This is a genomic window from Bradyrhizobium sp. cir1 (assembly GCF_014198245.1).
Lineage (GTDB): Bacteria > Pseudomonadota > Alphaproteobacteria > Rhizobiales > Xanthobacteraceae > Bradyrhizobium.
On the sequence record NZ_JACIHE010000016.1, the window covers coordinates 117,405 to 138,386 of the forward strand.

A 20,982-nucleotide genomic window follows, 5' to 3' on the forward strand; every position below is an offset into this window, starting at 1 on the left:
ATCAGGAAAAATCCGTCCAGCTCAGATGCCGCGCATCAAGGTCGCCGAGCGCAACCGTCTCGCGAATCTCGTGAGGCGTGTGAAAATTGCCGCGCAGATAGACCAGCGGCTTGGCCGCATCCGCATGCGAGACGCCACGGACCTCGCCGACGAAGATCGAATGCGTCTTGGTCTCGAACTCCTGCGCCAGCACGCAGTCGAATGCCGCCACCGCATCCGTCAGCACCGGCGAGCCGGTCACGCCGCGCGTCCATTGCCCGAACGCAAACCGATCATCGCCATTGACGCCCTTCTGGCCGCTGAAGGTGAGCGCCAGCATCGCGTGGTCCTCGTGCAGGAAGTTGATTGCGAACGCGCCTTCCTCGCGGATGCGCGCATGGGCGCTGGCATTGCGGTTGACGCAGACGATCAGCGAGGGCGGTGAGTCCGATAGCGAGCAGGCCGACGTGACAGTGAGCCCTGTGCGCTTGCCGTGCTCGGCGCCGACCGTGACCAGCGCCACAGCGCCGGCGCATTGGCGCATCGCCTGCTTGAAATCCTTTGCGTCCACCGACACGCGGAAAATCTCCCAAATGAATGCGGGTGCGGCACGATCGCGCCGCACCCGGCGCTAGGAGTATAGCATGATCTCCTCGGAAAACCGCTGCGCACTTTTCCGGATCAAGCTCGGGTCAAGCCGCCTTGCGCGCGGAGCCGAGATGCGTCAGGCGCGGCATCACCTCGTTCTTGAGCAGCGAGAGCGAGTGATGCCAGGCCTCGGCCTTGTGCTTGTAGTCGAAGCCGAACACCAGCAGCACGCCGAAGCCGCCGACCTCGTCGTAGATCTTCTCGATCTTCTCGGCGACGGTCGCGGGCGAGCCGACGATCCAGTTCCGCCTGGCGCAATATTCGACCGTGACGTCGCTGTCGGGCACATCAGGGGCGTGCTTCAGATAATCCTTGAAACCGAAATGACCGAGCAGCGGCAGGAAGTACTCATGCATCATGCGGCCCATCATGTCGCCGGTCGAGAGCTTCCAGGCCTCCTCATCAGTGTCGGCGACGAACACCTCGCGCACCAGCCGCCAGTCCTGCCGGTTCGGCTTGCGCCCGGTCTTGGCCGCACCGATCTCGACAGAATCCCAATGGCTGGAGACATAGGCCGGGTTGAGGTTGAGGCTCATCGGGATGAAGCCGCGCTCGCCGGCAAGCTTCAAGGTGTCCGAGTTCTTCGACAGCCCCGCAACGCCGATCGGCGGATGCGGCGCCTGCAGCGGCTTGATGTGGGGCTTGAGGAAGTCGAACATCGTGTCCGGCTTGGTCACCGTCCAGAACTTGCCCTTGTAGGTGAAGGGCGCGGGATCGGACCACAGCTTCAGGATGATCTCCAGCGCCTCGCGCGTCATGTCGCGGTTCTGTCCGCTCATGCCATCGACGTTGAACATCGCCCAGTCGCTCGGCAAGCCGCTAGCCGCGACACCGAAATTGAGCCGGCCTTCGGAGAGATGGTCGAGCATCGCGACGCGGTTGGCGAGCTCGGCCGGGTGATGATAGGGCAAGAGGAAGCCGCCCGGCCCGATGCGAAGCTTCTTGGTCTGCATCAACGCCTGCGCGATCAGGAGGTCCGGGGTGGGATTGGGTTCCCAGGGGGCGGTGTGGTGCTCGCCGACCCAGGCCTCCTGATAGCCGAGCTCGTCGAGCCAGCGCATGACCTGCAGGTCCCAGTCGTTCCCTTCCTTCAGGCCGCACTCCGGCGGATGCGAAGGCATCGTGAAATAGCCGATCTCCATGGGTTTCCTCTCCTGAGGTTGACGCGTCTTGCTGCGCGGTTCACGGATGTGAGTGGAGATGCTTCAGCAAGCGGTGTGCCAGCGCGCATCGCACCTCAGACCTGCGAGAAAAGGCTGGTTTGGCGCGGCAATAGCCGATATCCCGGGGCAGATTTGCTGGACATCGTCTCATTGTCGCGAGACGGCGTCTTGCCGGTGAGACGAGGATACGATGATCGAACCCGCCTATGTCGCGGTGGACTGGGGCACCAGCAGCTTCCGGCTCTGGCTGGTCGATCGTGCCGGCCAGGTGCTGGCGGAGCGCCGCAGCGGCGAGGGCATGCTGGCCGCGGCGAAGACCGGCTTTGCCGCCGTGCTGCAAGCGCATCTTGCCGCCGTCGAGGCGCCCGCGCATCTGCCGGTTCTCGTCTGCGGCATGGCCGGCGCCAAGACCGGCTGGATCGAAGCCGGCTATGTCGACACCCCCGCCCCGCTCGCCGCCATCCTCAAGCAGGCCGCGCGCGTGCCGGGCGAAGCGCGGGACATCCGCATCCTGCCTGGCATCGCCCAGCGCGACGCAAACGCGCCGGACGTGATGCGCGGCGAGGAAACGCAGTTGCTCGGCGCGCTCGGCCTCGATGCGGCCGGCGAAGCGCTGGTCTGCATGCCCGGAACGCATTCGAAATGGGTGCGCGTGAAGGACGGCACGGTCGAGCGCTTCTCCACCTTCATGACCGGCGAGCTCTTCAGCGTGGTCTCGCGCGAGACGATCTTGTCGCTCGCGATTGCCAATGCCGACGACGCTGAGGACGTCGTGAGCTTCAAGACGGCTGTGAAAGCCGCGTATGAAGCACCGGCCTTCGCCGCCAATCTCCTCTTCGGTGTGCGCGCGCGGCAGCTGCTGTTCGGCGGCACGCCGGCCGCTGCGCGCGAGACGCTATCGGGGACGTTGATCGGCACCGAGCTCGCGGCTGGTCTCTCCGGCGCGTTGCCGGCAGCGGGTGTCACACTGATTGCGTCGGGCCGGCTCGCAACGCTGTACCGGCACGCCTTCGATGCGCTGTCGGTCACCGTGCAGCCGATCGATGCGGATGAAGCGGCCCGCTGTGGCCTGTCGATGGCGGCCGCCGCGATCTGGACGAAATAGAAGGACTTTTGAGATGAGCGTTGCCTTTCCGCCGATGCAGCGTCCGCTGGTCGCGATCCTCCGCGGCGTCAAGCCCGAGGAGACTGAGGCGATCGTCGGCGTGCTGATCGAGGCCGGCATGACCGCGATCGAGATCCCCCTGAATTCACCCGATCCGTTCCGCTCGATCGGGCTTGCCGTGAAGCTCGCGCCCGCGGGCGTGCTGATCGGCGCCGGGACGGTGCTGACCGCCGCAGACGTGGATCGTCTCAACGATGTCGGCGGCAAGCTGATGGTCTCGCCGAATGTCGACACCGAGGTGCTGGCACGCGCGCACCAGCACGGCATGGTGACGTTGCCGGGCGTGTTCTCGCCGACCGAGGCGCTGCTCGCGGCGCGCTCCGGCGCATCAGGCCTGAAATTCTTTCCGGCGAGTGTGCTCGGCGCCTCCGGCATCGCCGCGATCCGCGCCGTGCTGCCGGCCGGCGTGATGATCGCCGCCGTCGGCGGCGTGTCCGACCAGAACTTTGCCGAGTACATCAAGGGTGGTGTAACGGCGTTCGGGCTCGGCTCCAGCCTCTACAAGCCCGGCATGAGTGCAGCCGATGTCGCAGCGCGCGCAAAGGCGACGATCACCGCCTACGATCGGGCGATTGCGAAAGACTGATGCCGCAATGAACTAGCCGTGATCCTGCCGTCGCTTATTGTGCCGCATTGTGTCGCGATGCTGATGCTTTGGCATCGTAGACATGCGACCGGCGCAGCAGGAGACCGACATGGCGATCAACAACGTGGCCGATCTGTTCGTGGCAACGCTCGAACAGGCCGGCGTCAAGCGCATCTATGGCATCGTCGGCGACAGCCTGAACGCTCTGACCGAGGCGCTGCGTCGCCGCGGCAGCATCGAATGGATCCATGTTCGTCACGAGGAGGTCGCAGCTTTCGCGGCCGCCGGTGAAGCCGAGATGACCGGAAGCCTTGCGGTGTGCGCGGGATCCTGTGGTCCCGGCAATCTACATCTGATCAACGGCCTGTTCGACGCGCATCGCAGCCGCGTTCCCGTGCTGGCGATCGCGGCACAAATTCCGACCGCCGAGATCGGCGGCGGCTATTTCCAGGAAACCCACCCGCAGAACCTGTTCCTCGAATGCAGCCATTATTGCGAGCTGGTCTCGGACGCGAGCCAGCTTCCCTACGTGCTTGAGAATGCCATCCGCGCCGCGGTGGGCCTGCGCGGCGTCGCGGTAGTCGCCATGCCCGGCGATGTCGCATTCCGCAGTCCGCCGAAGCGTGCGCTCTCGACGGCGCGCGGGCTTGCGCTGGCGGCACCGAAAGTCGTGCCACCGGCAGATGAGCTGAAGGCGCTGGCCGATCTCCTGAACGGCGCCGAGCGCATCACGCTGTTCTGCGGTCGCGGCTGCGCCGGCGCGCACGCGCCGCTGATGCAGCTGGCCGAAGCGCTGAAGAGTCCGATCGTGCACGCGCTCGGCGGCAAGGAGCACGTCGAATACGACAATCCTTACGACGTCGGCATGACCGGCTTCATCGGTTTCTCCTCGGGCTACGCCGCCATGCATGCCTGCGACGCGCTGGTGATGCTCGGCACCGATTTTCCCTACAAGCAATTCTTCCCGACCGATGCGCAGATCGCACAGATCGACATCCGGCCGGAAAATCTCGGGCGGCGCTGCAAGATCGACCTCGGCCTAGTCGGCGACGTCAAGCTGACGATCGAGGCGCTGCTGCCGCTGCTGAAAGCGAAGACGCAGCGCCGGCATCTCGACGATGCCATCGCCCACTACAAGAAGGCGCGCGAAGGCCTCGACTCCCTCGCCAAGGGTACGCCGGGCAGCAAGCCGATCCATCCGCAATATCTGGCGAAGGTCATCAGCGACCACGCTTCCGACGATGCCGTGTTCACCGCCGATGTCGGCACGCCGACGGTGTGGGCCGCGCGCTATCTCGACATGAACGGCCGGCGCCGGCTGATCGGCTCCTTCGTGCACGGCTCGATGGCCAATGCCATGCCGCAGGCGATCGGCGCGCAGGCCGCCCAGCCGGGCCGCCAGGTGATCTCGCTGTCGGGCGACGGCGGCTTCACCATGCTGATGGGCGATCTGATCACGCTGACGCAGATGAAGCTGCCGGTGAAAGTCGTGGTCTTCAACAATGGCGTGCTCGGCTTCGTCGCGCTCGAGATGAAGGCGGCCGGCTTCGTCGACACCAATGTCGATCTGGAGAATCCTGATTTCGCGGCGATGGCCCGCGCGATGGGCATCTTTGCGAAGCGCGTCGAGGATCCCGGCGAGCTGCCGGGCGCGATGAAGGAGATGCTGGCACACAACGGGCCGGCACTGCTCGACGTCGTCACCGCCAAGCAGGAGCTGTCGATGCCGCCGACCATCACGCCCGAGCAGATCAAGGGTTTTAGCCTCTGGGTGCTGCGCGCCGTGATGAACGGCCGCGGCGACGAGGTGCTCGATCTCGCGAAGACGAATCTCCTGTCGCGCTAGCCCCGCTTCGCCGACGGCACCGGCAGCCGTTCATGACGTCGCTGGAAGCGCTGCCATTGCAGCACGATGCCGATGAGCAGGGCCGGGACGAAGCCGATCGCGATCAGGAAATGCGGCAGCTCCTTTGGCGAGATGAAGGCGATGGCAATGTCCGAGATTAGCCAGAGTGCCGCGAAGATCACCGCGAAATCCGTGCGCGGGCAGCGCAGATAGTAAAACACGGCGGTGATGACGATGGCTGGCCCGATGGCGATGGCGATCATGATCGCCGTCAGCTCTTTCGGCGTCACCGCGTCGAGCACCATCGCGGCGAGCAGCCAGATCGCAGCGAACATGGCGACGATGTCGATCGGATGCCGCAACCCAATACCTCTCGCGGGAAACGCGCTATCGTTGTGGCCGGGGGCCCCGGTCGTCAAGCAAAATGCGCCTATTCCTCATCACTTCCCGGCGTCGGCCGCAGCATGAAATGGCCGAAGGCGGTGGCGATCGGCTTGTCCGCATCGTCCTGCCAGGCGCGCGCCTCGAACGCGACGATGCGGCGGCCCTGCTTCACGATCGAGACGTTGGCAAAGGTATCGAGCGCGCGGCCGGAGCGTAGGTAGTTGACAGTGAGTCCGATCGGCTTGGGCGGCGCGGCGGCGCCGAGCTCGCGCGCGACCCCGATGATCGCCGTGGTTTCGAGGAAGGCGCCGGTCATGCCGCCATGGATCGCGGGCAGGATCGGATTGCCGATGATCTTTGGCGAGAACGGCATGGTCAGCGTGCCGTCGTCGTTGACGCGGATGCCGAGAGCGCGGGCGAACGGGCTGTGCGCAAATGGACCATCCAGATCCTCCGGCGCCTCCAGCGTCGGAATGCTGCGTGCATCCATCCGGCGGTCGGCGAGCATGTTGGTGCGGTTGGCGCCGATCATGAAGCAGGCCGTCGCGGTCGCGACCGGATCGTCCTCGGATTCCTGATAGGCGGTGGAGCGCACGAAGGCGATCGAGCGCGTGGTGCGATAACAGACCGAATGCGCCTTGATATCGAGGCCGGGCGTCGCCGGCTTCTGGTAGTCGATGCGCAGATCGAGGGTTGCGATCGCGCGCGTGCCGTCGAGCGCAAGTTGCACCGCCATGCCGCAGCTCTCGTCCAGCATCGCAGTGACGACGCCGCCATGCAGAACGCCGGTCTCGGTGTCGCCGACGAAGACGGGACGGTAGGGCAGGCTCGACCAGGCCTCGGCGGGCGCGAAGCGGTCGAGCTGGAGCCCGCTGATATGGCCGTAGTCGGAACGTCGCCCCTTGATCGCCTCGGCGAGTTCCTCGAAGGCAAGCGTGGTCGGTGTGGTGCTCATGGGCACGTTCTAGACCAGTGTCGGGCCTCGCGCAAAACCCCGAATGGGCCCCGCACGGGGCGGATTGGCCTCGACAGGGCGCGCCGAAGCGCCGATGGTGGGCGCTTCGTTCGTCGACGAACTGCAAGGAGCGCCCATGGCCGACCCCGAAACGCCCGCCACCAATCAGGGGCCCGTCACAATTTCGAGCTCCAGCTCGGAGCGGGCGCCGATCATCTATTTCGACGGCGCCTCCTGCTTCGGCCATCACAACGGCGCGATCCAGATCGAGCTCGCCGCGAACCTGTTGATGCCGGTCGGTGCCGCCGTCAGGGTCGACGTGGTCCAGACCGCGCACTTACGCTGCAGCGTCGCCGCGGCGCTGGCGCTGCGCGAAGCGCTCGACAAGGCGCTGGCGATGTACAAGCAGGGCCAGCAGCAGCCGGCGGAGGATATTCCGGCGGTGAAGAACTGAGATCGACATTTTGGAGGTCTCGCCACGAAACGAGACCTCATCCTGAGGGCCCGCCAACGGCGGGCATCTGGAAGGATGGCTGCACGGACGTGGATGCTTGTCGAAGGCGAGTAGCTTCGCCTCAGCTCACATGCACCTTCGGCTTCTTGCCGCCGTTCCACTTGCCGTCGAGCGCACGCTCGATCTGGGCGGCGAGCTGCAGCAACAGGCCGTCATTGGCCTGCTTGGCGATCGCCTGGATGCCGAGCGGCAGGCCGTGATCCTGCGTTGCCATCGGCATCGAGATTGCGGGCATGCCGCAGAGATTGGCGAGCGGCGTGAAGGCGAAGAAGCGCCAGAGGTTGCCGAACCAGTCGAGCACGTCGGGATTGTCGGAGATGGTGAGATATTCCCTGGTGCCGACCTTCGGCGTCGGCAGTGCCGTGATCGGCGTCAGGATCACGTCCCATTGTTCGAAGAACGCGCCGAAGCCGCGTGACGTCGTGTTGAACACGGCTTGCATCTTCGCTCGCTCGGCGAAGCTGGTGTGGCGCCCGGCCTCCCAGATCCGGATGTTCATGGGCTCGATCAGATCTTCCGGCGGCTTTTCCAACCCGCGCGCAGCGAGCATGTTGGAGATCACCACGGCGAAATTCGAGATGTAGCAGGTGGTCTGCGCTGCGAACGCGGCGCGGAAGTCGAGCTCGGGCAGCGCGTAGTCGACGTGATGGCCGAGGGCTTCGAGGAAACGGCCGGTCTTCTCCAGTTCAGTGGCGATCTCGGGCGTCGCGATGTAATCGCCCCATGTGTGCGACAGCGCGATGCGCAGCTTGCCGGGATCGCGCTTGATCATTTCCGAATACGGCTGCGCCGTGGTCCAGAACGGCATGAACTCGCCGGGCGCGGGCCCGCGCGCATGATCGACGAAAGCGGCGGTATCGCGCACCGAGCGCGACTGGCAGCCCTGGATCGAGACGAGGCCGGTGAGGTCCGACATATGCGGCGCCAGCGAGAATACGCCGCGCGAGACCTTCAGTCCGATATTACCGTTGACGCCGGCGGGAATGCGGATCGAGCCGCCGCCGTCGGTCGCATGCGCGATCGGCACCACGCCCGCGGCGACCATCGCGGCGCTGCCTGCTGATGAGCCGCAGGTGGTGTAATCGGTATTCCAGGGATTGCGGGTGACGTAGACGGCGGGATTGTCGGCCGAAGAGCACACGCCGAATTCCGGCGTCGTGGTGCGGCCGATCAGGTTGAGCCCCGCCTGGCGGAATTTACCGGTGAGGAACGTGTCGGCCGCGGCGCGATTGCCGCGCATCAGCAGCGAGCCCATCTCCTGGAGCCGGCCCTTCATGGTCGGTCCCAGATCCTTCATCAGGAAGGGCAGGCCGGCGAACGGACCTGCGAGATTGGCGCCGTCCTTGGCGGGATCGGCGATCACGTCCTCGAACAGCTCGACCACGCCCGACAGTGCCGGATTGACCTTGGCGACGCCGGCGGCGGCCTGGCGGGCCAATTCCTTCGCCGTCAGCTCGCCCTTGCGGACGCGGGCCGCCAGCGCCACGCCATCGTGCTGCGTCCATTCATTCCAGCTCATCGGCAAAGTCATGAAGTCAAAATCCCCTTTGGGTAGCGGCGCCACCTTTTTCGCAATGGCCCGCGTGAATCAACTGAGCCGGCGCGAGGGGCAGGGTTGCGCCGGGCGGAGAGGTCGGGATGCCGGCTCTATCAATCCGACAGTCGCGCGATCGCCGCAACCGGGCCGCCGCCGGCCGGCCCCTGATGCTCGGCGCCGCCGGACACGTAGACCGCGCCGGTGCCGGCAAGGCCCGCGATCAGGCCGCCGACCGCGGCGCGGGCGTGGCGTGTCGAGCTGATGTCCGTATCCTCGAGCATGGTGTGGCGAAAGCCGCGCACGCTGCCGTCAGGCGAGGCTTCCGCCTTGGCGAAGATGTTGACGAGCGCGCGGCCCGCGGTTGTTTGCGGCGCGACGGCAAGTCCGACGCTCGTCAGCGCCGACATCACCGCGGCAAAATCGATCGCGTCGTTCATCACGGCATGTCCGATCTCGAACTCGCTCGCTGACGACTCCGAGTTGCCGAGCACGATGACGACATTATGCATCAGCTCGATCCCGGACGAGGTGGATGCGACGTTCGAGAACAGATCGTAGCGCCGCAGCACGTCCTCGTCGCGGACGTCGGGGCCGATCTCGCCGAGTGCGACTGCAACCCCCAGCGCGGAGGCACCGCGCGAATAGGCCATCGAGCTGTAGGCGCTGGTCGTCGCCGTCTTGCTGCCGCGCGCGTTGGCCGCCGCGACACGCTCACTGGTCAGCAGCGGGCACTTGATCTGCACGAAATGCACGTCAGCGGGCTCAAGGATGCCGGCATCCGCCATCGCGGCCTTCACGGCCTTGGCCGTCTCCGTGATTTGCGCGGAGCGGCCGAGCTCTTCGGGCAGGAAGTCGCGCGTGTGCGCCATGCCGATGCTCAGGCGCTTACCGGTCAGGCCCGCCGGGCGTTCGACCTCGCGGCGCGTGAATACCGTGATATGTGGGCTCAGCACGCCTTCGGTGCCGCCCGACATCACAAAGGCGATGCGCTGCTCAACCTCATGCGGGGTGAGACCCAGCTGCGGCGCCAGCGCGGTGCACAGCGCGGCGACGGCGTACTCCCTGGTAAAATCGTTGACGCCGCCGTTGCCCTCGGTCTTGCCGAGGATCGCCAGGATCTCACTCGGATCGATCGCGCCGGAGCCGATCATGGCCATGAGGCCGGAGACGTCGCCGGGGCCGGTGGTGGCGACCTTGAAGACGCCGACCGATGTGGTGCGCATGAGTAGTCCTTGGTTCGGTGGCCCGGCGGGCCCACCAGCCGTGGAACGAGGCCACGTGTCAAGGTGCAAGTGGTCTGTAGCCCGGATGAGCGAAGCGACATCCGGGAGCGGCGCGAATGTTAGCCCCGGGTATCGCTCCGCTCACCCGGGCAACAAGATCTTGCGTTTCCCCACGGGCAAAACACCCGATTGGCGGGTCAATCCGCATGCGTGAAAATATTCGTCTTTACAGAATTTCTGATTTATCGCATTCTCCCGCCACCTCATCCCGGTCAGAGGGGCGTATCGCGATCGTCACGAACGTGGGGTGAGCCGTGGTGGACGCCAGTTACACCGGCGCGAAGGGTTTTGCAGGGCGGGCAACCGTGAGCGAAATACCCTCGCGCATACGACCGGTGTGATCGGCGTACGATAAAACCGTGTCGTCCTGACGCCCGGGGTCTGTGCGTCAAGTCTTGCTGTGATGTGGCGGCCCAACCGGGTGCGCGCGTCAGTTATCGGCAAGGCGACGGGGGCAATAGTGCATCGCTCCCCGGGGAGAGCTCGGCATAAGCCGTAAAACCACTGCGCAGGGAAGGCCGGTTGTTTGGCTTCACCTGTATGCCGCTGTGCACATTCTTTGTACCACCCTTCGCACAGTGGACCGTGGGTGCCCGGCCGGCACCCGGTCTTCCCTGCGCCCTCTGACAGAGGAGGGTGTCGTGACCAGCGCAAAGCTCGGGCCTATTCCGCCGCGAGGATGCGAAGGCGTGTCTGCGCGTTGAATGCCAGCTGAAAGAGCGACGCGATTGCCTCATACTCCGTCATTGCGAGCGCAGCGAAGCAATCCAGAGTCTTTCCAGAGAGGGATTCTGGATTGCTTCGCTGCGCTCGCAATGACGGCGTGGAGGCAGCGCGAGCCAATCCATCACCGTCACCCTGAGGTGCGCGCGCTGCGGCGCGATAGCGACGCAGCGCAAGCCTCGAAGGGCGACGGCCCGGCCGCATCCGGGCCGTTCATCCTTCGAGGCTCCCCATGGGACGCGTTGCGTCCCATGCCTCGCGCCTCCAGCGATAACGGCTTCGCCGTTACGCAGGGACGACGGAGTGAATATCGTGCTCGAAGCAAGAGGAGGGACCCTTGCATCCCCACGATTGTGGCGAGATCGCATCGATCCAGCAAAAAAATCCTCTGTCGACGGTTGCGCGCCGCACCTTGATGAATCAACCTTGGTTGGTCCATAAGCGGCGTCCCGCGGCCGGTGGTTCGCCCCTGCGTCGCGTGCTTGGATAGAGGAATTCTCGCGTGGCAAATATCAACCAGAAAATTGCGCAGGAGCTTGGCGTTCGGGCCGAGCAGGTCGAGGCGGCGGTGACGCTGCTCGATGGCGGCGCCACGGTTCCCTTCATCGCCCGCTACCGCAAGGAAGCGACCGGTGCGCTCGACGACGCGCAATTGCGCACCCTGGAGGAGCGCCTGGTCTACCTGCGCGAGCTCGAAGACCGCCGCAAGGCCATCCTCGAATCGGTCCGCGAGCAGGGCAAGCTCGATGCCGCGCTGGAAGCCACCATCATGGCCGCCGACAGCAAGGCGCGCCTCGAAGACATCTATCTGCCGTTCAAGCCCAAGCGCCGCACCAAGGCCGAGATCGCCAAGGAAGCCGGCCTCGAGCCGCTCGCCAATCAGCTCATCGCCGAGCCCGGCAACGATCCGAAGGTCGTGGCGGAAGGCTTCATCAACGCCGAGAAGGGCGTTGCCGATGCTGCTGCCGCGCTCGACGGCGCCCGCGCCATCCTGGTCGAACGCTTCGACGAGGATGCCGACCTGATCGGCGCGCTGCGCGAGGAGATGTGGACCAACGCGCGCATGGCCTCCAAGGTGCGCGACGGCAAGAAGACCGAGGGCGAAAAGTTCGCCGACTATTTCGATTTCTCGGAGCCGCTGACCAGGCTGCCCTCGCACCGCATCCTCGCGATGTTCCGCGGCGAGAAGGAGGAGATCCTCGATCTCCAGATCCAGCCCGAGGCCGAAGCGCCGCCGCCGGGCGTGCCGAGCGCCTATGAATTGAAGATCATGAAGCGCTTCGGCATCGCCGATCTCAAGCGTGCCGGCGACCGCTGGCTGATCGACACCGTGCGCTGGGCCTGGCGCACCAAGATCCAGGTGCATCTCAATATCGACCTGCGCATGCGGCTGTGGAATGCGGCCGAGACCGAGGCCGTGCGCGTGTTCGCCTCGAACCTGCGCGACCTGCTGCTGGCCGCGCCGGCCGGCACCCGCGCCACCATGGGGCTCGATCCCGGCTACCGCACCGGCGTCAAGGTCGCGGTGACCGACGCCACCGGCAAGGTGGTCGATACTGCCGTGATCTATCCGCATGAGCCGCAGCGGCAGTGGAACGAGTCGCTGGCGACGCTGGGCCGGCTCGCGATGAAGCATCGCGTCGAGCTGATCGCGATCGGTAACGGTACCGCCTCGCGCGAGACCGACAAGCTCGCCGGCGATCTCGTCAAGGGCCTAGCCGAGCTGAAGATGAACAAGATCGTGGTGTCGGAAGCCGGCGCGTCGGTCTATTCGGCCTCGGCCTTTGCGTCGGAGGAGTTGCCCGGCCTCGACGTCACCCTGCGCGGCGCGGTCTCGATTGCGCGGCGCCTGCAGGATCCGCTCGCCGAGCTCGTCAAGATCGAGCCGAAGGCGATCGGCGTCGGCCAGTATCAGCACGACCTCGGCCAGGCCAAGCTCGCCAAATCGCTCGATGCCGTGGTCGAGGATTGCGTGAACGCCGTCGGCGTCGACGTCAACACCGCTTCGGCACCGCTGCTGGCGCGCGTGTCGGGCGTCGGCTCGGGCCTTGCCCAGAGCATCGTCGCGCATCGCGACGCCAACGGCCCGTTCAAGTCGCGCAAGGCGCTCAAGGAGGTGCCGCGACTCGGGCCGAAGGCGTTCGAGCAGTGCGCGGGCTTTTTGCGCATCCTCGGCGGCGAGGATCCGCTCGATGCCTCCGGCGTGCATCCGGAAGCCTATCCGGTGGTGCGCCGGATTCTCGAAGCGACCAAGAGCGACATCAAGACGCTGATCGGCAGCAGCGAGATCGTCCGCACGCTGAAGCCGAAGGATTTTGTCGACGAGACCTTCGGTCTGCCGACCGTGACCGACATCCTGCGCGAGCTGGAAAAGCCCGGCCGCGACCCGCGACCGGCGTTCAAGGCCGCCGTGTTCAAGGAGGGCGTCGAGGAGATCAAGGATCTCAAAAAGGGCATGATCCTCGAGGGCACCGTGACCAACGTCGCCGCTTTCGGCGCCTTCGTCGACATCGGCGTGCACCAGGATGGCCTCGTCCACATCTCGGCGATGTCGAAGAATTTCATCAAGGATCCGCGCGAGGTGGTGAAGCCCGGTGACATCGTCAAGGTGAAGGTGCTGGACTTCGAGGTTGCCCGCAAGCGCATCTCGCTGACGCTGCGGCTCGACGACGAGGTCGGCGCCAAGAAGGACGCCCCCGGCATGCAGCGCGACACGGGCTCGCGCAACGCGAGCCGCATGACCTCGTCCGCGCCGCGCAAGCAGGAGTCCTCCGGCGGCGGCGCCCTCGCCGAAGCCATGCGCCGCGCGGCCGAGAAGAACAACGGCAAGCGGGCGTGACCTCTTAACCTCTCCCCGCTCTTCTGCGGGGAGAGGTAAGCTGCTCGACGCAGGGAGAGCTATCTCCACGTCGTCATTGCGAGCGCAGCGAAGCAATCCAGACTGCCGCCGCGGAAACAGTCTGGATTGCTTCGTCGCAAGGGCTCCTCGCAATGACGAGAAGAGAGCGGAGCTCCGCCTCCCTAACACCCGCGTCAGAATCTGGCGCATTTGTAAGTTGAAGGCGCCTGCCTGTTCTCCTCATCTGATCGTCCTCGTGCGGCACGCTGACCGCCGCACTGCAAGGAGGACGTTTCGATGAACAGCAGGCTTCTCAAAGGCCTCACCGCGGCGACGGTCGCCGCGATGATGGCGCTCGCTTCACCTGTGCTCGCGCGTGGCGGCATGGGTGGCGGAGGTCACGGCGGCTTCGGCGGCGGTGGCCACTTCGGCGGTGGCGGCATGCACGTCGGCGGAATGGGCGGCGGTATGCATGTCGGCGGCATGGGCGGCGCGCGAGTGGGCGGGATGGGCGGCGCCCATTTCGGCGGTGCCCGCTTCGCCGGTTCGCCGATGGCCGCCCGCGCTGCCATCGGACCCCGCTTTGCCGCTGCTCCGCTGGCGACCCGCGCCGCCTTTGGACCGCGGTTTGCCGGCACGGGCTGGCACGGCAGGCACTTCATCGGCCGCCATGCCTTCTTCCACCGTCATCACTTCCACCGGTTCGCCTTCGTCGGCGCGCCGTTCATCTATGCCAACTACTACGACGACGGCTGCTGGCGCAGGAGCTGGACGCCCTATGGGTGGCAATGGGTCAATGTGTGCGGAGACTATTGGTAGTCGCATCGCCGTACCGCACCATTGTCGCGATCGCCATCGGGCAGTTCCGCTCAGCCCCGGAACGGGATAGTCTGGTGGCGATCGTCGCGCGGAGTTTTGCATGACCGGAGGTCACCGCCGCATCCTGGTCGTCGAGGACGATCCGGAAACCGCAGGGCAGCTCGTCGAGGAGCTGACGACCTCGGGCTATGACGTCGACCTCGCCGCCACCGGGCGCGAAGCTCTCAGCCACGGCGCCGCGCGCGACTATGCCGTGATCACCATCGATCGCATGCTCCCTGACATCGACGGCATCACCGTGATGCGCCAATTGCGCGACGACGGCATCGCCGCACCCTTCCTCATCATCTCCGCGCTCGGCGAGGTCGACGACCGCGTCCGGGGCTTGCGCGCCGGCGGCGACGACTATCTGGTCAAGCCGTTCTCCTTCGTCGAGCTTCTGGCGCGGCTGGAGGCCCTCGGCCGGCGCAGCGACACCATCGCCAAGGAGACGCTGCTGCGCGTCGGCGACCTCGCCATCGACCTGATCGCACGCAGCGCGAGCCGCCGCGGCCGCAAGATTCCGCTGCTGCCGCGGGAATTCCAGCTGCTTGAATATCTGGTCCGCAACGAGGGCCGCGTCGTCTCCCGCGCGATGCTGCTCCAGCATGTCTGGGACCTGCATTTCGATCCCTCCACCAACATCATCGACGTCTATGTCGGGCGCGTCCGCCGCAAGGTCGACGATGCCCAGGCCTATCCGCTGATCCATACCATCCGCGGCATCGGATATTGCCTCCGTGCTCCTGGCTAAGACGCTCCGCTCCTCGACCTTCCGCCTGGCGCTGATCGCGATCGCGGCATTCGGGCTGATCGTCGCCGCGATCATGGTCTACGTCTATGTCGGAACGCTCGCCTATGTGGAGCGCCGGCTCGGCGCTGCCGTCGATCACGACGGCTTCACCGGGATGATCGAGCTCGCGATGATCGCGGTCGCCGTGCTGCTCCTCGTCCTCGCCGGACTTGCGGCGGTGCTGGTGACGCGGCGCACGGTCGGCCGGATCGAGGAGATCAACGCGACCAGCCGTGCCATCATGCTGTCGGGCCTCGACCGGCGCATTCCGCTGCGCGGCAGTCACGACGAGTGGGACCGCGTCGCCGAAAATCTCAACCAGATGCTCGACCGCATCGAGACGCTGATGGGCGAGGTCAAGCAGGTCAGCGACAATGTCGCCCACGATTTGCGCACGCCGCTGACGCGCATGCGCGGCCGGCTGGAGAAAGCCTATCATGCCCCGCGCAACGGCGAGGCCGACGCGGCGCTGATCGGCGATACCATCGCCGATCTCGATGCCGTACTCGGCATGTTCGCCTCCATCACGCGGATCTCGGAGATCGAGACCCGCGCGCGCCGGAGCGCCTTTCGCGCGCTGAACCTGACTGAAATCGCCGGCGAGGTCGTCGAGCTCTACGACGCCGCCGCCGAGCAGGTCGCGACCCGCCTCAGTCTCAACGGCGACCGCGAGGTGGCGATCACCGGCGACCGCGACCTCCTGTTCGATGCCGTCGCCAATCTCGTCGATAACGCGATCAAGCACGGCCGCAAAGGCGGGCAGGTAACGGTGACCTGCCGCAGTGCCGATGGCGGCCCGGTGATCGCGATCGCCGACGACGGACCCGGCATTCCCACCGAGGCGCGCGATCACGTCTTCAAGCGCTTTTACCGGCTCGAGCAGAGCCGCTACACGCCGGGCAACGGCCTCGGTCTCAGCCTCGTCGCCGCGGTCGCGCGCCTTCATGGCGCCGAGATTGCGCTGCATGACAATGCGCCGGGCCTGACCATCCAGCTCCGGTTTCCGCATACCGGCACCCAACTTGCATGATCCGCACTGGTATCGAGTGGAAGTCCTGCAATGTCTCGCCTGCCAGATCTCGTCATCACCAACGCCCGCACGCGCAGCCGTGAGATCGTCGACATCGCCATCACCGATGGCGTGATCACCGCGATCGGCAGCCGGCTGCAGACCGGCGCCCAATCCTTCGTCGATGCCAAAGGCGGTCTGGTCACGCCCGCTTTCGTCAATCCGCACCTGCATCTCTGCAAGGTCTGGACCCTGCCGATGATGTCGGAGGCGGCACTGGAGGCCTATCAGGGCGGCGGCATGAGCGAGGCGGCAAAGGCGGTCGAGCTCGCCGCGGTGGTGAAGAACAATTACGACGCGTCCTGGATCGTCCCGAACGCGCGGCGCGCGGTCGCGCTCGCCGCGCTCCACGGCAATCTCCACATTCGCGCCTTCGCCGATGTCGATACCAAGGCCCGGCTCGAAGGCATCAAGGCACTGCTCGCCGTCCGCGAGGAGTTTCGCGGCATCGTCGAGATCCAGGTCGTTGCCTTCCCGCAGGACGGCCTGCTTCGCGAGCCCGGCGCAGACGACCTGATGCGCAAGGCGATGGCGCTCGGCGCCGACGTCGTCGGCGGTATTCCCTGGATCGAGACCAACGAGGAGGACATGCGCCGCCATGTCGCGTTCTGCTTCGACCTTGCGGCCGAGCACGGGGCCGAGGTCTCGATGTTGCTGGACGATGTCGGCGATGCCGATATGCGTACGCTGGATATGATGGCGCGCGCGGTGATCGCCCGCGGCGTCGAGGGGCGGGCGCTTGCCCATCACTGCCGGGCGATGGCGCTCTATCCTGACAACTATTTCCGTGAATTGATGGCGCTGCTCGGGAGCGCCCGCGTCAGCGTCGTCAGCAATCCCCACACCGGCCCGCTGCATGCGCGCGTGAAGGAGCTGCTGGCAACCGACATCAATGTCTGCCTCGGCCAGGACGATATCTCCGACGCTTACTATCCGCTCGGCCGCAACAACATGCTGGAGGTGGCGTTTCTCGCCTCGCATCTGCTCTGGATGACCGGGCAGAGCGGGTTCGAGACGCTCTACGACATGATCACCACGCGCGCCGCCACGGCGATCAACCTCGAGCGCTACGGTCTCGGGCTCGGCTGCGCTGCCAATCTGGTCGTGCTCGAGCAGGGCGACGTCGCCGAGGCGCTGCGTTTCCACACCCCGCCCCGGATCGTCATCAGCCACGGCCGCGTCGTCGACACCGATCGCATGCGCGAGCTGGCGCAGATTGCCGCCCGCGATTGATCCACGCCGCTCAGAGCTCGATCACGCCGCGGCGCGCCGCATGCGCCACTGCATCGGTGCGGCCGGTGGCATCCAGCTTGTCGAGCAGCGAGCCGACATGGAATTTCACGGTGTGCACGGAGATGCCGAGCTGACGCGCGATCATCTTGTTGGACGCGCCTTCGGCCATCAGCGCCAGCACGTCGAGCTCGCGCTGCGTCAGCGCGATGTCCTCGGGCATGCTGCGCGGATCGCGGGCGACGACCGTCGCGGCGGCCTGCTCGCCGGGCGCGGCGAGGCGAATCCCGCTGACATTGCCGAGCAGCGCCGTCAGGCGATCGGCCAGCGCAGGGTCGTCGATGTCCAGCGACAGGACGATCTCGGCCGTGTTGTCTCCGCTCACGCTTCCGGCCTCTCGCCAACGGTGACTTTGAAGCTGACCGGCTCGCCGCCGCGGCGCACCGCGATATCGACCACGGTGCCGACGCTGGCAGGTCCCAGCGTCCGCGACAGCGCGCGCACGCCTGACAGTTTCTGGTCGTTGACCGCCACGATCACATCGCCCTGGCGGATGCCGGCCGCGGCCGAAGGTCCGGCCTTGTCAACATTCATCACCATCGCGCCGATGCCGCCGTCGAGCCGCACCGGCTGGAGCCCGAGGCCGAGATATCCGCGGGCGATGCGGCCGCGCGCCTCGAGCTGCGGCGCAACGCGCTCGATCGTGGCGGTCGGAATGACGAGCACCCGCCGTGGTCCCAGCACGGCCATGCCGAAGGCGTCGCCCGATGCGTCGAGCGCGAGACCACCCTGCTGGCCGCCGCTGAGGCGGGCGTTGAGCTCGATCCGGGCATCGATGTCGCCGCCGCGCAGGGAGCGCCAGCCCTTGCCGGATGCCGATACCATTCCGAGCGCGGCGCTCGGCGTCTCGCGATGGGTGGCGACCACGATCGACAACGCGCCGAGCGGCGGGACCGTGGCGGCGAGCTTGATCGGCGCGACAGCAGCCTCGGTGCGCAGCAGCGCAATGTCGGTGGTGTGGTCGCGGCCGGCGATCGTGGCGGCGACCCGGCTGCCGTCGGCGAGGCCGATCTCGACCTCGCCCTCGTCGGCCAGTGCCTCGTCGGCGGTGACGATCAGGCCGCTCTTCCAGACAAAACCGGTGGCGCGGGAGCGATGCGAATGCACAGAGACGACGGACGGCGCGGTGCGCGCCACCAATTCCGCGAGCGCGGACGACAGTGAGGACAGGGGACTAAGATCAGTCATGGCGGGCTCCTGTAAGTTGTCCTCAATCTGGGATGCCGCGGGCGATTGCGAAACTGGCCGGGTGGCCAGGACCAGGACAGGCCTCCGTAGGACCACGGCCGACGAACATGTGATTGGGAGCGCCTCACGGGAACGTGTAGCAATCCGGCAATTGCGCCCTGTGGCCTCACGGATTTCAGCGAGCCCTGACTGATGACCATCGATCTCACCCGCCGCACCCTGCTTCAACTCGCCGGCGCCACCTCGCTCGCGATGGCGGCCGCAGCCGCGGCGCGTGCCGAGGGCAACCCGCAGGGCGGCGGCCCGACCTATGCGAGCCGCACGCCGATGCGGGTCGGCATGGTCACGCTCCGGGTGAAGAATCTCGACAAGGTTGCCGACTACTACCGCGACGTGATCGGGCTCACCGTGATGGAGCGCTCGGCGACCGGTGCGAAGCTCGGCACGGCCGGCATCACGCTGCTGGTGCTGGAAGCCCGTCCCGATGCAGCGATCGAGCCGCGCACTGCCGCCGGCCTCTACCACACCGCCTTCCTGATGCCGACCCGCAAGGACCTCGCGCGCTGGCTGGTAGCTGCCGCTTCGCACCGCGTGCCGCTGTCGGGCTTTGCCGATCACCTCGTCAGCGAATCCGTCTATCTCGACGACCCCGAAGGCAACGGCATCGAGGTCTATGCCGACCGCGATCCCTCGCAATGGCAGTGGAGCGAGGGCAGCGTGAAGATGGCGACGGACGAGCTCAACATTCCCGATTTGCTGTCGCTGACCAATACGCGCGTTCCTGACTATGCCAAGGCGCCGGACGGGATGCGTGTCGGCCACATGCATCTGCGTGTCGGCGATCTCGCCGAGGCCGAGAGCTTCTATCACGGCACGGTCGGCCTCGACCCGACCCGCAAGCGCAACGGCGCGGCGTTCCTGTCGTCAGGCCGCTATCACCATCACCTCGGCATGAATGTCTGGCAGAGCCAGGGCGCCGGCCAGCGCGACAATTCGACGACCGGTCTCGCCTGGTTCTCGCTGGTGATGGCGAAGCAGGAGCTGCTCGCCGCCCAGGAAGAGCGCCTGCGCAAGAGCGGTGTGAAGGTCACGGCGCTTGCCGACGGCGTGGAGGCGATCGATCCCTGGGGCACGCGGCTACGCTTGCTCAAGGTTTGATCGCCGGGGCGGGTGTTGCTAATACCTCTGGGGTGCCAGCTTCCGGAGCCCCCGACATGTCCGAATTCCACGGCGTCTTTCCCTACCTCGTCTCGCCCGTTGATGCCGACGGCACGGTGCGGACGAACGTGCTCGCGAAGCTCTGCGATGACCTAGTCGGCGCCGGCGTGCATGGACTGACGCCGCTGGGCTCGACCGGCGAGTTCGCCTATCTCAATGCCGCGCAGCGCAGCGCGGTCGTGCAGACCACGATCGAGGCCGCGAAGGGCCGCGTGCCGGTCGTGGCCGGCGTCGCCTCCACCTCGACGGCGGATGCGGTGGCGCAGGCGAAAGCCTATCAGGCACTCGGCGCCGACGGCATCCTGGCGATCCTGGAGGCGTATTTCCCGCTGGCCGACGCCCAGGTCGAATCCTACTTCCGCGCCATCGCGGATGCCGTGGACATTCCCGTCGTTATCTACACCAATCCGCAATTCCAGCGCTCCGATCTCACGCTGGATGTCATCGCGCGTCTCGCGGAGCATCCGCGCATCGGCTACATCAAAGACGCTTCGACCAATACCGGCCGGCTGCTCTCGATCATGAACCGCTGCGGCGATGGCTTGCGCGTGTTCTCGGCCTCCGCCCATATCCCGGCCGCGGTGATGCTGATCGGCGGCCTCGGCTGGATGGCGGGCCCGGCCTGCATCGTCCCGCGCCAGAGCGTGGCTCTCTATGACCTCTGCAAGGCCGGCCGCTGGGACGAGGCCATGGCGCTCCAGCGCCGGCTGTGGCGCATCAACGAGGCCTTCGCCCGCTTCAACCTCGCCGCCTGCATCAAGGCCGGCCTTTCGATCCAGGGCTACGACGTCGGCGATCCCGTCCCGCCGCAGGCCGCGCTGACGGCCGATGCGCGCAGGGTGGTGGAGGCAGCGCTCCGGGAGCTGAACTGATCGTCATTCCGGGTTCGATGCTACGCATCGCCCGGAATGACGATGGCCTTGGGGGCATGCCGAATCCGTGGA

19 protein-coding genes are annotated in these 20,982 nt (G+C 66.3%); 11 read left to right on the forward strand and 8 right to left on the reverse strand.

Annotated features, from left to right (window positions below; genetic code table 11):
• Nucleotide 1: 1 nt before the first annotated feature.
• Nucleotides 2-556, reverse strand: coding sequence for a flavin reductase family protein (locus GGD63_RS27670; RefSeq protein ID WP_183246518.1), 555 nt, complete (start codon nucleotides 554-556; stop codon nucleotides 2-4).
• Between the two features lie 115 nt (nucleotides 557-671).
• Nucleotides 672-1,769 carry an LLM class flavin-dependent oxidoreductase gene (locus tag GGD63_RS27675; protein WP_183246520.1) on the reverse strand — a complete coding sequence of 366 codons (1,098 nt, stop codon included), beginning with the start codon at nucleotides 1,767-1,769 and terminating at the stop codon, nucleotides 672-674.
• 211 nt (nucleotides 1,770-1,980) lie between these two features.
• Between GGD63_RS27675 and GGD63_RS27680 the strand changes: the two genes are divergently transcribed.
• From GGD63_RS27680 to poxB, 3 genes are all read left to right on the forward strand, one after another.
• Nucleotides 1,981-2,895: a 2-dehydro-3-deoxygalactonokinase gene (locus tag GGD63_RS27680; RefSeq protein WP_183246522.1), complete on the forward strand. Its 915-nt coding sequence runs from the start codon at nucleotides 1,981-1,983 to the stop codon at nucleotides 2,893-2,895.
• A gap of 13 nt (nucleotides 2,896-2,908) precedes the next feature.
• Complete coding sequence (locus GGD63_RS27685; protein WP_183246524.1) at nucleotides 2,909-3,541, forward strand: 2-dehydro-3-deoxy-6-phosphogalactonate aldolase; 633 nt, start codon at nucleotides 2,909-2,911, stop codon at nucleotides 3,539-3,541.
• A 109-nt stretch (nucleotides 3,542-3,650) separates the two neighbouring features.
• Nucleotides 3,651-5,387 carry a ubiquinone-dependent pyruvate dehydrogenase gene (gene poxB / locus GGD63_RS27690; protein WP_183246525.1) on the forward strand — a complete coding sequence of 579 codons (1,737 nt, stop codon included), beginning with the start codon at nucleotides 3,651-3,653 and terminating at the stop codon, nucleotides 5,385-5,387.
• Here the strand turns inward: poxB and GGD63_RS27695 are convergent.
• Together GGD63_RS27695 and GGD63_RS27700 are read right to left on the reverse strand one after the other, a co-directional pair.
• Nucleotides 5,384-5,749, reverse strand: coding sequence for a hypothetical protein (locus GGD63_RS27695; protein ID WP_183246528.1), 366 nt, complete (start codon nucleotides 5,747-5,749; stop codon nucleotides 5,384-5,386). The genes poxB and GGD63_RS27695 overlap by 4 nt on opposite strands.
• A gap of 68 nt (nucleotides 5,750-5,817) precedes the next feature.
• Complete coding sequence (locus tag GGD63_RS27700; protein ID WP_183246531.1) at nucleotides 5,818-6,726, reverse strand: PaaI family thioesterase; 909 nt, start codon at nucleotides 6,724-6,726, stop codon at nucleotides 5,818-5,820.
• Between the two features lie 136 nt (nucleotides 6,727-6,862).
• Here GGD63_RS27700 and GGD63_RS27705 point away from each other — a divergent pair, with 136 nt between their 5' ends.
• Nucleotides 6,863-7,180, forward strand: coding sequence for a hypothetical protein (locus tag GGD63_RS27705; RefSeq protein ID WP_183246533.1), 318 nt, complete (start codon nucleotides 6,863-6,865; stop codon nucleotides 7,178-7,180).
• 121 nt (nucleotides 7,181-7,301) lie between these two features.
• On the opposite strand, the gene GGD63_RS27710 is transcribed toward GGD63_RS27705, so the two are convergent.
• Nucleotides 7,302-8,771, reverse strand: coding sequence for an amidase (locus GGD63_RS27710; protein ID WP_183246535.1), 1,470 nt, complete (start codon nucleotides 8,769-8,771; stop codon nucleotides 7,302-7,304).
• Nucleotides 8,772-8,890: 119 nt separating this feature from the next.
• Complete coding sequence (locus GGD63_RS27715) at nucleotides 8,891-10,000, reverse strand: ring-opening amidohydrolase (protein WP_183246537.1); 1,110 nt, start codon at nucleotides 9,998-10,000, stop codon at nucleotides 8,891-8,893.
• A gap of 1,285 nt (nucleotides 10,001-11,285) precedes the next feature.
• On the opposite strand from GGD63_RS27715, the gene GGD63_RS27720 reads away from it, so the two are divergent.
• From GGD63_RS27720 to GGD63_RS27740, 5 genes are all read left to right on the forward strand, one after another.
• Complete coding sequence (locus GGD63_RS27720; protein ID WP_183246539.1) at nucleotides 11,286-13,622, forward strand: Tex family protein; 2,337 nt, start codon at nucleotides 11,286-11,288, stop codon at nucleotides 13,620-13,622.
• A 297-nt stretch (nucleotides 13,623-13,919) separates the two neighbouring features.
• A complete protein-coding gene (locus GGD63_RS27725) occupies nucleotides 13,920-14,441 on the forward strand; it encodes a hypothetical protein (RefSeq protein ID WP_183246541.1) in 522 nt (173 codons plus the stop codon).
• 100 nt (nucleotides 14,442-14,541) lie between these two features.
• The gene (locus GGD63_RS27730) at nucleotides 14,542-15,234 is read left to right on the forward strand and encodes a response regulator transcription factor (RefSeq protein ID WP_183246543.1); all 693 of its coding nucleotides are present in this window, start codon (nucleotides 14,542-14,544) and stop codon (nucleotides 15,232-15,234) included.
• Complete coding sequence (locus GGD63_RS27735) at nucleotides 15,221-16,303, forward strand: HAMP domain-containing sensor histidine kinase (RefSeq protein WP_183246545.1); 1,083 nt, start codon at nucleotides 15,221-15,223, stop codon at nucleotides 16,301-16,303. Before GGD63_RS27730 ends, GGD63_RS27735 begins: the two co-directional genes overlap by 14 nt.
• Nucleotides 16,304-16,333: 30 nt before the next feature.
• A complete protein-coding gene (locus GGD63_RS27740; RefSeq protein WP_183246547.1) occupies nucleotides 16,334-17,575 on the forward strand; it encodes an amidohydrolase family protein in 1,242 nt (413 codons plus the stop codon).
• Between the two features lie 10 nt (nucleotides 17,576-17,585).
• Here the strand turns inward: GGD63_RS27740 and GGD63_RS27745 are convergent, their stop codons facing one another.
• Both GGD63_RS27745 and GGD63_RS27750 read right to left on the reverse strand, forming a co-directional pair.
• On the reverse strand, nucleotides 17,586-17,957 hold the full coding sequence (locus tag GGD63_RS27745; protein ID WP_183246549.1) for a response regulator transcription factor: 372 nt from the start codon (nucleotides 17,955-17,957) through the stop codon (nucleotides 17,586-17,588).
• Entirely contained in the window at nucleotides 17,954-18,820 is an 867-nt protein-coding gene (locus GGD63_RS27750) for a S1C family serine protease (RefSeq protein ID WP_183246551.1), read from the reverse strand. Before GGD63_RS27750 ends, GGD63_RS27745 begins: the two co-directional genes overlap by 4 nt.
• A gap of 192 nt (nucleotides 18,821-19,012) precedes the next feature.
• Between GGD63_RS27750 and GGD63_RS27755 the strand changes: the two genes are divergently transcribed.
• Together GGD63_RS27755 and GGD63_RS27760 are read left to right on the forward strand one after the other, a co-directional pair.
• Entirely contained in the window at nucleotides 19,013-19,978 is a 966-nt protein-coding gene (locus tag GGD63_RS27755) for a VOC family protein (RefSeq protein ID WP_183246553.1), read from the forward strand.
• 56 nt (nucleotides 19,979-20,034) lie between these two features.
• Nucleotides 20,035-20,910, forward strand: a complete 876-nt coding sequence (locus GGD63_RS27760) for a dihydrodipicolinate synthase family protein (RefSeq protein ID WP_183246554.1) — start codon at nucleotides 20,035-20,037, stop codon at nucleotides 20,908-20,910.
• Nucleotides 20,911-20,982 lie beyond the last annotated feature (72 nt).